At 41.2% G+C, this 12,647-nt stretch carries 14 protein-coding genes; 1 reads left to right on the top strand and 13 read right to left on the bottom strand.

Annotation, left to right across the window (positions count from 1 at the left end; genetic code table 11):
• Positions 1 to 58: 58 nt before the first annotated feature.
• From N7Z68_RS15005 to prfA, 10 genes are all read right to left on the bottom strand, one after another.
• Positions 59 to 634, bottom strand: a complete 576-nt coding sequence (locus N7Z68_RS15005) for a TIGR01440 family protein (RefSeq protein ID WP_275119301.1) — start codon at positions 632 to 634, stop codon at positions 59 to 61.
• Between the two features lie 21 nt (positions 635 to 655).
• Positions 656 to 1,096, bottom strand: a complete 441-nt coding sequence (gene rpiB / locus N7Z68_RS15000; RefSeq protein ID WP_275119300.1) for a ribose 5-phosphate isomerase B — start codon at positions 1,094 to 1,096, stop codon at positions 656 to 658.
• A 16-nt stretch (positions 1,097 to 1,112) separates the two neighbouring features.
• Positions 1,113 to 2,408: a methyl-accepting chemotaxis protein gene (locus N7Z68_RS14995; protein ID WP_275119299.1), complete on the bottom strand. Its 1,296-nt coding sequence runs from the start codon at positions 2,406 to 2,408 to the stop codon at positions 1,113 to 1,115.
• Between the two features lie 52 nt (positions 2,409 to 2,460).
• A complete protein-coding gene (locus N7Z68_RS14990) occupies positions 2,461 to 2,898 on the bottom strand; it encodes a low molecular weight protein arginine phosphatase (protein WP_275119298.1) in 438 nt (145 codons plus the stop codon).
• A gap of 89 nt (positions 2,899 to 2,987) precedes the next feature.
• Positions 2,988 to 3,500, bottom strand: a complete 513-nt coding sequence (locus N7Z68_RS14985; RefSeq protein ID WP_275119347.1) for a manganese efflux pump MntP — start codon at positions 3,498 to 3,500, stop codon at positions 2,988 to 2,990.
• Positions 3,501 to 4,097: 597 nt separating this feature from the next.
• Positions 4,098 to 5,144: an L-threonylcarbamoyladenylate synthase gene (locus tag N7Z68_RS14980; RefSeq protein WP_373323154.1), complete on the bottom strand. Its 1,047-nt coding sequence runs from the start codon at positions 5,142 to 5,144 to the stop codon at positions 4,098 to 4,100.
• 331 nt (positions 5,145 to 5,475) lie between these two features.
• Positions 5,476 to 5,934 (bottom strand): GNAT family N-acetyltransferase, encoded by a 459-nt coding sequence (locus tag N7Z68_RS14975; RefSeq protein WP_275119297.1) that lies wholly within the window; start codon positions 5,932 to 5,934, stop codon positions 5,476 to 5,478.
• An 86-nt stretch (positions 5,935 to 6,020) separates the two neighbouring features.
• A complete protein-coding gene (gene spoIIR / locus N7Z68_RS14970; RefSeq protein ID WP_275119296.1) occupies positions 6,021 to 6,626 on the bottom strand; it encodes a stage II sporulation protein R in 606 nt (201 codons plus the stop codon).
• 150 nt (positions 6,627 to 6,776) lie between these two features.
• On the bottom strand, positions 6,777 to 7,628 hold the full coding sequence (gene prmC, locus N7Z68_RS14965; RefSeq protein ID WP_275119345.1) for a peptide chain release factor N(5)-glutamine methyltransferase: 852 nt from the start codon (positions 7,626 to 7,628) through the stop codon (positions 6,777 to 6,779).
• A 13-nt stretch (positions 7,629 to 7,641) separates the two neighbouring features.
• Positions 7,642 to 8,712 carry a peptide chain release factor 1 gene (gene prfA, locus N7Z68_RS14960; RefSeq protein WP_275119295.1) on the bottom strand — a complete coding sequence of 357 codons (1,071 nt, stop codon included), beginning with the start codon at positions 8,710 to 8,712 and terminating at the stop codon, positions 7,642 to 7,644.
• Between the two features lie 271 nt (positions 8,713 to 8,983).
• Here prfA and N7Z68_RS14955 point away from each other — a divergent pair, with 271 nt between their 5' ends.
• The gene (locus tag N7Z68_RS14955) at positions 8,984 to 10,318 is read left to right on the top strand and encodes an FAD-dependent oxidoreductase (RefSeq protein ID WP_275119294.1); all 1,335 of its coding nucleotides are present in this window, start codon (positions 8,984 to 8,986) and stop codon (positions 10,316 to 10,318) included.
• Between the two features lie 657 nt (positions 10,319 to 10,975).
• Here the strand turns inward: N7Z68_RS14955 and N7Z68_RS14950 are convergent.
• The 3 genes from N7Z68_RS14950 to N7Z68_RS14940 all read right to left on the bottom strand — a co-directional run bounded on the left by N7Z68_RS14950 (position 10,976) and on the right by N7Z68_RS14940 (position 12,636).
• Positions 10,976 to 11,452 carry a hypothetical protein gene (locus N7Z68_RS14950; protein WP_275119293.1) on the bottom strand — a complete coding sequence of 159 codons (477 nt, stop codon included), beginning with the start codon at positions 11,450 to 11,452 and terminating at the stop codon, positions 10,976 to 10,978.
• Positions 11,453 to 11,552: 100 nt separating this feature from the next.
• The gene (locus N7Z68_RS14945) at positions 11,553 to 12,164 is read right to left on the bottom strand and encodes a thymidine kinase (protein ID WP_275119292.1); all 612 of its coding nucleotides are present in this window, start codon (positions 12,162 to 12,164) and stop codon (positions 11,553 to 11,555) included.
• Between the two features lie 226 nt (positions 12,165 to 12,390).
• A complete protein-coding gene (locus N7Z68_RS14940; protein WP_216829967.1) occupies positions 12,391 to 12,636 on the bottom strand; it encodes a type B 50S ribosomal protein L31 in 246 nt (81 codons plus the stop codon).
• Between the last annotated feature and the right edge of the window lie 11 nt (positions 12,637 to 12,647).

Raw genomic sequence — 12,647 nt, 5'->3', positions numbered from 1 at the left:
TTAAATTCAATTTCATTCTACCACAATATACGACAAAATCCGTACCTTTTTTTAAAAATCAAAAACAATCTTCACCATTTCCTTGATTTCTATAGATGGCACGCTCGCCGCCGATTAGCTTTGGTCTCGTTTTCGCAAGTGTAACGTGCGCTTCTCCAATAGAACGAATCGTACTGCGCAACGGCACCGCCACACGTTTTAAGTGCATACCAATCAGCGTATCACCAATATCGATGCCGGCATCGGCTGCTATCGTTTCAACAACAACAGGCTCTTTCATGTTGAGATAGGCATGAGCTGCCATTGATCCGCCTGCCCCTTTTACAGGGATGACAGAAACGATTTCAAGCCGTTGTTCTTTCGCCGTTTCTCTTTCAACGACTATAGCTCGATTCAGATGTTCACAGCATTGAAACGCTAACTGCACGCCTGTTCGTTCTTTAAATTCAGCAAAAGCGGAAAAGAGGGTCTCACTGACACCCTCTGATCCGCTTGTTCCTATTTTTTTACCAATTACTTCGCTCGTACTCGTTCCAATGACAAGAATGTGTTCAGCTGATAACGGCATTTCTTCATTAAGTTCGTTTAGCACTTGCAGAATATCCTTTTTGATTTGCTCCATCAAATCGGCCATCCTGGGTACACCTTCTCTCAATTACTTATTTTCGTACTCTTTTATTTTACTCACACGACGCTCGTGTCTTCCACCTTCATACTCGGTTTCTAACCAAACTTTTGCAATTTCACGCGCTAGACCTGGACCAATTACTCGTTCACCCATCGCTAAAACGTTACTGTCGTTATGTTCACGCGTTGCTTTCGCACTAAATAAATCATGTACTAATGCACAGCGGACACCCTTCACTTTATTCGCAGCAATTGACATGCCAATTCCTGTGCCGCACACTAAAATTCCCCGGTCCGCCTTACCATTTGCTACTAATTCAGCGACTGGCAATGCATAGTCTGGATAATCGACTGACTCTGAACATTCGCAGCCTACATCTTCAAACTCAATGCCCATTTCGCCCATTAATGTTTTAATCTCTTCTTTAATATTTACACCGCCATGATCTGATCCAATTGCTACTTTCACTTGAATACCCCCATTTTTATGTAGAAAACTTTCCAATCGTTGCTTTTAACTTTTGAGCTTGTCCATTTAATATCTGTGCAGTCGCTGCAACCTCTTCTATAATCGTCGTTTGTTGATCGGTTGCCGTTGCCACTTCAAGTGCACCCGCTGAAGTTTCTTCCGCAATGGCGGCTACTTCTTGTGTTTCTTGCGTTGTTGTCATAATAGAGCCTAACTGGTTATCAATCAACTGTGAAATCTCATGGATGGCTTCAGATACTTCTAAAATTGACTGTTCCATCAGACGAATCGCTTGGTTCGTTTCTGTTCCTTTTACCGATTGTTCGTTAGCGACTTTTACTTGATTTGTAATTTGTGTCACTACATTTTGCACTTCATGCTGGATATCAGTAATTAGTTTTGTGATGCCTTGAACAGCTTTTGAACTTTCGTCTGCCAATTTTCTGACTTCATCGGCTACAACGGCAAAGCCTTTTCCTTGCTCTCCTGCACGCGCAGCTTCAATCGATGCATTAAGCGCCAGCAAATTCGTTTGCGCCGCAATGTCACCAACTAAAGATATAATATCCTCGACTTGTTTTGCTTGGTGGTTTAATCGTTCTACCGCCGTTAATGAATGTTGATTATCTTCGGCTAATTTTTTTATTCCCGTGACGAGGTGGTCAATGACTTGACGGCTGTCTGTAAGCTTTTCGACCATATGTTCTGCAGAGTTTTTAGAAGCCGATGCACGGTCTTGAACTTGTGTCGCAATCGTCGATACATCTTCCATCGACTCCGCTGTATTTTGGATTGCATTCGCCGAACCTTCTGCTCCTTTTGCAATTTCTTCAATCGTACGACTGATATTTTCTGCTTTTTCGGAAGCTAGTTCAGATGCATTTGTAATCTCTGCTACTTTTTGATTGGTTTGTTGAAAATTTTCATCAATATCTCGAACCATGTGTCGCAGGCTTGTCAGCATTTCATTAAAAGCTAACCCTAATGCACGAATCTCATCATCTGATTTAGAAATGGCAACATCGACGCCAATATCGCCTGCAGTTGCTTTTCGTGCCGCGTCTTCAAGTTCATGTAACGGTTTTGTAATGAGCGGTGCTGCTAAAAATCCTAAAATCCCACACCACATCACACCTAAAATTAATGTAATGATGATAAATAGATCACTGTTAACATTTAGAAGACCTTGTAAATAATCAGCTAAAAAGAAAATAAAAAATGCACTTGTTCCATACGTAATAATAGCAAGTCCACTTATTCCTAACACCAATTTCTTTCGAATACTAAAACTATACGATTTTTTCTCCCCCACGGTACACCTCTCGCTCATAATAATAAAAATGACTCGGATTTAAATAGAAATATTATGAACCCGAAAATTTCTCTAGTAATTTTTCAATTTCATCTGCAGTTGCACGATATTGTTCAACCGAACCACCAAATGGATCGGCGATATCCCCCGTAAAACTATCTTCCCCTAATGCAAATTCCTTTAATGTAAATACTTTGTCTTGTAGTTCTGGAAATCGCGTAACGATGGCTTGCTTATGATTGGCTGTCATCGTTAATACAATCGTTGCCCAATCTAATAATTCCTCTGACAGCTGTTGTGACCGGTGATCAGAGGTGATGCCCCGCTCTTTAAGAACTTCAATCGCTTGATAACTCGCTTCACTTCCTGGAGCTGCATAGATTCCAGCTGATTGTACTTCAATTTCATTACTAATTTTTTGCTTTAGTATGGCTTCTGCCATAGGACTTCGGCACGTGTTTCCTGTGCATACGAAAAGTACTCGTTTCATTGAATCGCGTATCCTTTCTAGCTTTTTTGCCTAATTATTTAAGTTTTCTTTTATTTTACCACAACTTCATTATTTTCAAATCATACAATTTAGGGCAAAAGTAACTTAACCCCAAATCCCATTAAAATTAAACCGCCGAGAAGTTCACCGTATGATCCAATGATGCCCTTAAAGCGTGAACCCATCACAAGGCCGGTCCACGATAGAATCATACTCATTAAACCAAAAGCAGCCACAGCGATGACGGTTTTAGCTCCTAGCATCCCGAGACTCAGACCCGCAGAAAAGCTATCGAGACTGACACTTAGCGCAAAAATGATTAAACCGAATCCAATCGGTTTCATCATCCGTCCCCCATCTTTTTTTAATGATGAGATGGACATTTGTAAACCGAGGAAAAGTAGGAGTCCTCCTCCTAAATAAGTGGCAAACAAGCCAAAATAATTGGATACGAGCTTTCCAGTTACGATTCCTAATAAAGGCATAATAATATGAAAACCGCCAATTACAATACCGATCTTAAACATTTGGCGGTATCTGAGTCCAACTAAACCCATTCCTAACGCAACCGAGAAGGCATCCATCCCTAGTGCAGTTGCCATAATAAAAAGTGTAAGTAATTCTCCTCCCAAATGTGACCACTCCTTGTCCGTGCTACTTCAATGTATGCACGTCCAAAGAGAAATAGACAAAGAGATTTCGAGCGGGAGTTAGGAGGAAGGGCTGGCATTGAGTTCACGCGGTTAGCTTCCCATAATTACAGATCATTTTGGGCTAATAGTTAATGTAAGTTTCCGTAAATTCAGGATGTTAGGCCATTGAAGCTCAAATTACAGGGCACCGACTCCAAAAATTTACAGGAGGCTGAGCCTAACACTGTTCAACGCCCCCGTCATAATCTAAGAGGACTGAGAGGAACTTATTTTAACGAAAACTACCTATTTTGAGTACTTGGCGGACTGAGAGGCCCTTATATGGCTAAACTTCGCTAAAAATACCTCAAACTATAGTAAATAAGGGCTTTTGAGTCCTCTAAACTCTAAAAAATACTCTTTTTGCCGAAATAAGGGCTTCTGAGTCCGCTAACTATTGCGGCGCCCGTGAGCCGTTGTGATTTCCTCGTTACGGAAAGCCCCCAGTTAGTTATAGTCAACACAATCGGTTACTAACGTCCTGCTGTGCTCATCAAAAGTCACCCGCTAAAGCAGCACCTTTTTACCCGCTGCTTTTTCTAGCCGATTCATAATGGCTTCACCTACACCTTGTTTAGGAAAAGTTTCGGCTAAAATGATGTCAATCTCATGCTCATCAAATTGACGAAGCGTCGCATATAATTGACTGGCTACCGTTTCTAAATCTTCTCGAAAACCACTTGGAAGAATAAGGTCTGCTTCATAGTTGCTGACCGCTTCTTCGGTCGTCAATACACCGACCCGCTTTCCTTCTTGACGATACGTATCCACAACCATCTGCAGTCTTTGTGGATATTCGGCAACTAAGTACATCTCGGCATTCGGGGCATAGTGTGTATATTTTACACCTGGAGAACGCGGTGTGTTGCCTTCTTGCTCCAGCGCAGGGTCCACTTTTACAGGGCCTGCGACATGTTCGAGTTGTTCTTTGGTAATTCCACCCGGCCTTAATATAACCGGTATTGCTTCAGTACAATCAATAACTGTCGATTCGACACCGACTCCTGTTTTCCCGCCGTCTACAATGCCTTTGATTTTTCCATTCAAATCATGTTTCACATGTTGCGCCGTTGTCGGGCTTGGCTTCCCCGAAACATTAGCACTTGGAGCCGCCACCGGTACATTTGCTTCTTCCAACAACGCTTTAGCAACAGGATGATCAGGGATGCGGACAGCAACGGTCGGTAAATTGGCAGTTACCCGTTGCGAAACGCTGTTGTTGCTTGGTAAAACGATCGTTAAAGGGCCCGGCCAGAATGCATCCATTAACTTTTCCGCTAAAGCAGGAATCTCCAAAACTAACATTCGTACTTGTTCTTTTGAAGCCACGTGGACAATAAGCGGGTTGTCGCTCGGTCTTCCTTTTGCCGTAAAGATTTTCTCTATCGCTTCATCCATCATTGCATTTCCACCTAGACCATACACGGTCTCTGTCGGAAAAGCGATAACTTCACCTTGTTTTATCCACAATGCGGCTTCCTTGATTTCACTGCATTTATGTAAGTTATCTTTATTTTTATCCACAGTCCAATACACAGTTTGTTTATTACTCACGATTTATCCACCTCAAACTCTATTTTCTATTACTTTTCATAACCCTGTCAAACAAAGTCGAAAAACGCTGGAGAATCAGCAGTTCTGTCTCCTGCTGAATTTTCAATAATGTACAAAAAGAAAAAGTTACCCACACTTTGTGGATAACCTGTGTATAACTTTATGGATATTAACAGCTTTTCTTCCCATTTTCTCTTCATTTCTCCATCTTACTCACATGTGGACACTTCAATTAAGTAAAGGTGCCGCATACCTCATCACATATAATAAAGGTACCTGGTACCATACAATTGGTACCAGGTACCACACTGTCGACTTTTCTTGCCCGCATTTACTTTGCTTTATCTAGGTTTTGTAGATCGAGGGCCATGAGTTTCGTTACGCCTTTTACGTATTGGCCAAAGTGCGGGGAGTTTTCCACATGTTCCGGGATGTGCTCGTCCTCAATAATCTTAAACCCTAGATATTCAAAGAATTCTAATGAACGGGGTGTAATTAAATAGAGCTGATCTAATTCCTTTTGTTTCGCGTAAGCTAATGCAATTTCTAAAAAATCGAGTCCTATTTTCGCATTCCAATGTTCTGATTTAATGACGAGTGAACGAAGTAATCCATCTTTTCCAAGCGGTTCAATTCCAACTGTTCCTACAATTTCTTTTTCGTCCGTTTCTACAACTAAAAAGTGATCGAGCCTTTTTTCAATTCCTTCTTCCGTTAAACCGGCTTTTGCCACTAGGCGTTGAATCGGTAGTAAATCCTTTGCTTCAGCAATTCGTATAACAATTGACACGAACTCGTCCTCCCTTAAAATCAGTTATCTATTAACTACAACCAATATATGAGTGGACTCTATCAATTATTCTACTTTTTCTATTATTAGGCAAACCAACTTTTTACCGTATCAAAAATTTCAAAGACGAAGAATTTTACTTCTACTTCATTTTCTACTTCCACCGCTTCATGATTCTCTTCATGCTCTATTGCATCACCATTTGAAAAATCTAAGAAACATAACGGTGGAAATAAGACACACCACCAATTCTCGCCATTGCCACTACCAAGTGTAATTAATACGGCATCATATTCTCCCGCTGGATAAACTAAGTGACCATATAACTTCGTTGGAAATTGAACTCTATTAAACTCTACATTAAAGGATTGCTTAATTCCGTTATTTGCTAGTTTTTTTGCAACAATTGCTTCTATTTCTTCTAAATTCGCTTCGATTACATCTTTCGCTTCATCCATTGAGTCGATATGCAGCACCCAGTCGGTGATCGTCGCATTCACCTCATCGCGAATGTCTCTTTTTAACATTTGATCTTTAATCGAGTCGCTATTAGCAAGGATCCGTAAGCGAATCGCATCCTCTTGGCTGACTTCATCGTGGAAAGAAGCAGCTGCCATATAATTTTGAGACTCCCAATTCATTACTAGAATAAAAACAAAGAATAATAGATAAAAAAGAACTTTAAAATTCATATAAGTGCTCCCACCTTTCTACACCAACAGTGTCGTCTAGGTGAAGCACTTTTAAACTAAAAAGTATTCGACAAATTCAACAACGTTTTCTTCTTATAAAATAGCAGCTCTTCTATCCCTATAGCACGCTTCCTCGAGAGATGCTAGACTCTACCACTCCGCAAAGACCATTCGATCTTTTCCATTAATGTCAAACACGACTTCAACACTAGCCTTCGGAAATTTGTCTTTTAAAAGTTGTGAGACCGCTTCCCCTTGACCAGCCCCAATTTCAAAGGCAACCATTGCATGATCACCGGTTACAAAAGGAATTTCGTCTGTAAGCCGTCGGTAAAAATCGAGACCGTCTTCACCACCATAAAGAGCACTAGCCGGTTCTTTCTCGCTGACATACGGTGATAGCGTCTCTTGCTCCCCAATCGGAATATACGGTGGATTGGAAACGACGATATCGACCTTGTCATTTGAGCGAATGAGTGGTTGTAGCAAGTCTCCATGGATCCAAGTTACATCAGCACCTAACTTTGTCCCATTTTCTTTCGCAACAGTGAGTGCAGCTTCCGAAATGTCTACTGCTGTTACTTGCATTTTTTCACTCTCTAACGCTAGGGTAATCGCAATCGCCCCACTGCCTGTCCCGACATCAACCACTTTTACCGTCGTTTGCTCTGAATATTTCTTTGCCATTCGTTGCAAAACGCCCTGAACCAGCTCTTCCGTTTCCGGTCTTGGAATCAATACATCTTGATTTACAATAAAAGTTCGCTCATAAAACTGCTCCACACCCGTTAAATGTTGAACAGGCGTCCCGTCAGCATAGGAATGAATGTCGGCGATAAAATGTTGATGTTGCTCTTCTGACAATTCATCATGCATGGCCATGTATAATTGCGTTAAATCTTTTTGTAAATGATGCTTTAATAAAATTTGTGCGACAGGCTGCTCCAAGTTCCGCTCTTCTAAAAAAGAAGAAGCCCATTTAAGGGCTTCGTGTACTTTCATCGGTTGCTTCATATTACGAATCAGCCTTTGTCATAAGGTCTGCTTGTTCTTCAACGATTAAAGCATCGATGATTTCATCAAGCTTTCCTTGAAGAATTTGATCTAATTTTTGTAACGTCAGCCCGATACGATGGTCCGTTACACGGCTTTGCGGGAAGTTGTACGTACGGATACGTTCCGAACGGTCACCTGTCCCAACTGCAAGCTTACGGTTTTCTGAGTACTCAGCTTGAGCTTCTTGTTGGAACTTATCATAAATACGCGCACGAAGAACTTTCATCGCTTTATCTTTATTTTTAATTTGTGACTTCTCATCTTGACATGATACAACGATTCCCGTTGGTAAGTGCGTTAAGCGAACAGCAGACATTGTCGTATTAACACTTTGCCCACCAGGTCCACTCGAAGCGAACGTATCGACACGGATATCTTTGTCGTGAACTTCAACTTCTACTTCTTCCGCTTCTGGTAAAACCGCAACCGTTGCTGTTGATGTATGAATACGTCCGCCCGATTCCGTTTCAGGAACACGTTGTACACGGTGAGCACCGTTTTCATACTTTAGCTTCGAATAAGCACCTTTACCATTAATCATAAAGATGACCTCTTTAAAGCCACCCACACCTGTTGTATTTGCTTCCATGACTTCAGTCTTCCAGCCTTGCGTTTCTGCAAAACGGCTGTACATACGATACAAGTCGCCAGCAAATAATGCCGCTTCGTCTCCTCCAGCAGCACCGCGGATTTCCATGATAACGTTTTTGTCATCATTCGGGTCTTTTGGCAGTAAAAGAACTTTCAAACGAGCTTCAAGCTCTGTTTGTTGTTTTCCTAATTCACTAATTTCTTCTTTTACCATTTCGTGCATTTCATTATCAAGCTTTTCTTCAAGCATTGCTTTCGCTTCCTTATATTGCTCGACAACACTCTTATATTCGCGATAAGCTTGCACCGTTTCTTCTAGATCGGATTGTTCTTTTGAATATTCACGTAATTTTTTCGAGTCGCTAATGACTTCAGGGTCACTTAGCATTTCATTTAATCGGTCATATCTGTCTTCTAGTGATTGCAGACGTTCTAACACACGCTTCACCTCATTATTTCAGTCCATAACAGTCTAATTATAGTATAAGCCACCTCGGGAGTCAAAATGAGTATAATCTTTTGCATCCTGCAGCTTTTTTCATAATCTCAAACCTCTTATCTATTCAGTCTAACCGCAATTCAGTCCGTTTAACGGCATAATTTAGACTTTTTCACTCTATCATCATTGGTTTTCAAAAGCCGTATTCGGGAATAGTAGTAGTGCGACAGGTCCTATGAAAAGGATGAAACGAAAAAAAGAGGTGATTGAAATGAAGTATGTCATCATTGGAGGCGATGCAGCGGGAATGAGTGCTGCGATGCAGATTGTAAGAAACGAAGAAAACCCTACTATTATTACGTTAGAAAGAGGCGGCTATTATTCCTATGCACAATGCGGTCTTCCTTATGTTGTTGGCGGGCATATTCCTACGACCGAAAAGCTAGTCGCGAGAGATGTAGAAACGTTTCGTGAAAAATATAAAATCGATGCGCGTACTTATCATGAAGTCAATCAAATCGACCCAAACAAAAAAACGGTAAGCGGCACTAATCTAAAAAATAACGAAAGATTTACAATTGAATATGATAAACTACTGATCGCCACTGGCGCTGATCCTGTTCTGCCTAATTGGGAAGGCCGCGATTTAAAAGGAATTCATACGATTAAAACGATACCCGATATTAAAGATCTACAGGAAAACCTCGGTCGACAGGTGAAAAAAGCAACGATTATCGGCGGGGGCTACATTGGTTTAGAGATGGCGGAAAACCTCGTAGATATCGGACTTGAAGTGGCTATCATTGAACAACAAAACCAATTGGCAACCATCTTTGATAAAGACATGGCCAACCTCATACACGATGAAGCGGAAAAACACGGTGTTCACTTATACTTAAACGAATCCGTTAAATCGTTTGAAGGCGCAAATGGAATGGTACAAAAAATAAATACCGATAAACAACAACTCGATACCGATCTCGTCATCGTTGCTGTTGGAGCAAGACCTAATACAAGCTTTTTAAAAGACACTGGCCTTCATTTTTTCGTAAACGGGGCAATTATGGTTGATGCCTATATGAAAACGAATCTCGAGGATGTGTGGGCTGCAGGAGACTGCGCTACTCAATTTCACCGGGTGAAGCAAAAAAATGATCATATTCCTCTAGGCACCCACGCCAATAAGCAAGGAAGAGTTGCGGGGTTAAATATGGCAGGCATTCACCGGCTATTTAAGGGCGTGACAGGAACATCGATTTTAAAATTCTTTGATCTCACGTTGGCTCGAACCGGTTTGAATGAAACAGAAGCCCAGCAATTAGGATTGGAATACGAAATTATTTCAGGTGAGGCCTTGCACATCGCAGGTTACTACCCTGACCCGAAACAACTACAGTTAAAAATGATTTACGATAAAGCTACGAACCGGTTATTAGGTGCCCAAGTGATTGGTGAAGCAGGCGTCGATAAGCGCATTGATGTTTTATCTGTCGCTCTCTACCATGAAATGACGGTCACCGAATTAGAGGACTTAGATTTGGCCTATGCGCCTCCTTATAATGGCGTTTGGGACCCCATCCAACAATTAGCTCGCCGGCAGCGATAGCTTGTTTTTGAGTGGTTTCTATATTTTGCAATGCATTAGCATGGGTTCAATTTTAATTTTTGTTAAGACAGCGCTTCTCTATCTTTAGAGCTCATTTATTCCCTTTACTGGTAAAATAATGCTCTATTCTCGCTTTAGAGCTCATTTATTCCTTTTACTGGTAAAACAATGCTCTATCTCTCGCTTTAGAGCCCAATTATTCCTTTTACTGGCAAAATATTGTTCTATTTCTTGCTTTAGAGCTCCATTATTCCTTTTACTGGAAAAATTTTGCTCTATCTCTCACTTTAGAGCTCATTTATTCCTTTTAGTGACAAAATTGAGCTCTATCTCTTGCTTTAGGTTTCATTTATTCCTTTTATTTACAAAATTGAGCTCTATCTCTTGCTTTAGAGTTTAATTATTCCTTTTTATGTAAAAATGTGCTCTGTCACTCGTTTTAGAACAGGACTATTCCTTATTCTAATAAAATAATGCCACACCCTCAATGCATCAACGTGGCTTCTGACACTAAACTCGTGTAGCAATGTTTTTCTCTGCTTTGGCGCAACTGATGAAACAAAAATGAGGTGACTCAGGGCGTATAGATCTTAAGCTTCTGCCTTACCAGACTAGAAGCGCTGATCCATACGAACGAGTCGACCTCATAACAAGAGATTATTGTTGTTGTTCCCCTGTATTTACGTGAATTTGATACCGCGGAATCCCTTGCCGTAAAGCAGTTCGCAATTCCTTGAGTTTCTTTTCTTTTGCTTTCCCCTGGAAGTTTCCGGCGTCATCGACATTCACCCAAACATGACTTCCAGCCATAATAATCATCCCTGGCCTAAAGCCTTTTAACTCGACGATTTCTCTAATTTTATCTTGATCGTCACCTAAGTCTTGCCTGTCTGGTGTTAATGTACGGAAACTTGCACTATGATTTACTTCTCCTTCATGTAGAGGAATTGGCCGGTGATTAATGACGTGGTAATTAATCGGACCAGGTCCTAACATCCCATAGCTAATGTCTTGGCCTGCCGCCTGTTGTCCAGATCCGCCTGGGTTTCCCCCTAACGCTTGCGGAGGATTGGCCGGCGTACAAGCCGAAAGCAGTAAAGCACTTAATCCACAGCCAATTATGAACTTCTTCATTGTAGGGCACCTCCATTGCAACATTCATGAAGCTGCATTTATAGAGTACCCGTTACCCGTCATTACTTACTGCACAAATTTACCCAACCTTAACTTTTCGTCAGCATCTGACTTTTTCCACTTTAACGAGCTGCGGTTTTTCAGGTACAACATGACAATGACGACAACGCGGTTCATAGCTTTCAGAAGCGCCGACTAAAATAATCGGGTCATGATAACTCGCCGGTCGTCCTTCAATCAAGCGCTGTGTTCTGCTCGCTGGTGAACCACAGCAAGGACAAACGGCATGTAATTTTTGCACTTCTTCGGCTAATGACAAGAGTAGTGGCATTGGACCAAATGGCTCTCCACGGAAATCCTGATCTAATCCCGCACAGATGACCCTTTTTCCTTTGTTAGCCAGCTCATCGACCACACCAACAATGTTTTCGTCAAAAAATTGGATTTCATCAATGGCAACTACTTGTGTATCTTCTTTTACCGATTTTAAAATGTCTATTGCTTGTCCGACTGGCTGTGCCATTACTTTCGAACCGCTATGTGAAACAACTTCGACTTCACTGTATCGATTATCGATCACCGGCTTAAAGACTTGAACCTTTAAATTTCCGTAGCTGACTCTTCGGACACGTCGAATGAGTTCTTCTGACTTTCCAGAAAACATACTTCCACAGATGACCTCAATCCAGCCTTCCTTTTTCATTAAGTACATGCAACGTTCCCCACCCTTATGCATTGTTGTTCTATATAAAAAGCTTCCAAGTCACTCGTAATATTTCTATGCGAAAAAAACATTTTTGCTAATCGTTTCTCTTCAATGTGAATAGAATCCATAGCAATTGTACACGGGAGCTAGAGCTGATATTGTTTAGTTTTTACATCTCTAGATATGAAAAAACAGGCAAGTTGGTACTTGCCTGTATCTTCCTAATCGGATATTACTTAAGATTATATTTTTTCTTGAAGCGGTCAACACGGCCACCAGCATCAGCAAGCTTTTGCTTACCAGTGTAGAATGGGTGTGAATCAGCACTAATTTCCACTTTAAGTAATGGATACTCGTTACCGTCTTCCCACTCAATCGTTTCGTTTGAGTACTTCGTAGAACCGCTTAGAAACTTGAATCCAGTAGTTGTATCTAAGAATACCACTTTACGGTAATCTGGATGGATTTCTGGTCTCATTCGTTTCAACT

The organism is Alkalihalobacterium chitinilyticum, assembly GCF_029028005.1.
Taxonomy (GTDB): Bacteria; Bacillota; Bacilli; order Bacillales; family Bacillaceae_F; genus Alkalihalobacterium; species Alkalihalobacterium chitinilyticum.
Note: the sequence above shows the minus strand (reverse complement) of the source record. Positions and strands in the feature narration are given on the sequence as shown.

What these genes read in the sequence shown, in the direction of transcription:
- N7Z68_RS15005 (WP_275119301.1), bottom strand. Translation starts at nt 634, where the DNA reads ATGGCCGATTTGATGGAGCAAATCAAAAAGGATATTCTGCAAGTGCTA.
- N7Z68_RS14990 (WP_275119298.1), bottom strand. Translation starts at nt 2,898, where the DNA reads ATGAAACGAGTACTTTTCGTATGCACAGGAAACACGTGCCGAAGTCCT.
- N7Z68_RS14985 (WP_275119347.1), bottom strand. Translation starts at nt 3,500, where the DNA reads ATGGCAACTGCACTAGGGATGGATGCCTTCTCGGTTGCGTTAGGAATG.
- spoIIR (WP_275119296.1), bottom strand. Translation starts at nt 6,626, where the DNA reads ATGAATTTTAAAGTTCTTTTTTATCTATTATTCTTTGTTTTTATTCTA.
- prmC (WP_275119345.1), bottom strand. Translation starts at nt 7,628, where the DNA reads ATGAAAGTACACGAAGCCCTTAAATGGGCTTCTTCTTTTTTAGAAGAG.
- N7Z68_RS14955 (WP_275119294.1), top strand. Translation starts at nt 8,984, where the DNA reads ATGAAGTATGTCATCATTGGAGGCGATGCAGCGGGAATGAGTGCTGCG.
- N7Z68_RS14950 (WP_275119293.1), bottom strand. Translation starts at nt 11,452, where the DNA reads ATGAAGAAGTTCATAATTGGCTGTGGATTAAGTGCTTTACTGCTTTCG.
- N7Z68_RS14945 (WP_275119292.1), bottom strand. Translation starts at nt 12,164, where the DNA reads ATGTACTTAATGAAAAAGGAAGGCTGGATTGAGGTCATCTGTGGAAGT.
- N7Z68_RS14940 (WP_216829967.1), bottom strand. Translation starts at nt 12,636, where the DNA reads ATGAGACCAGAAATCCATCCAGATTACCGTAAAGTGGTATTCTTAGAT.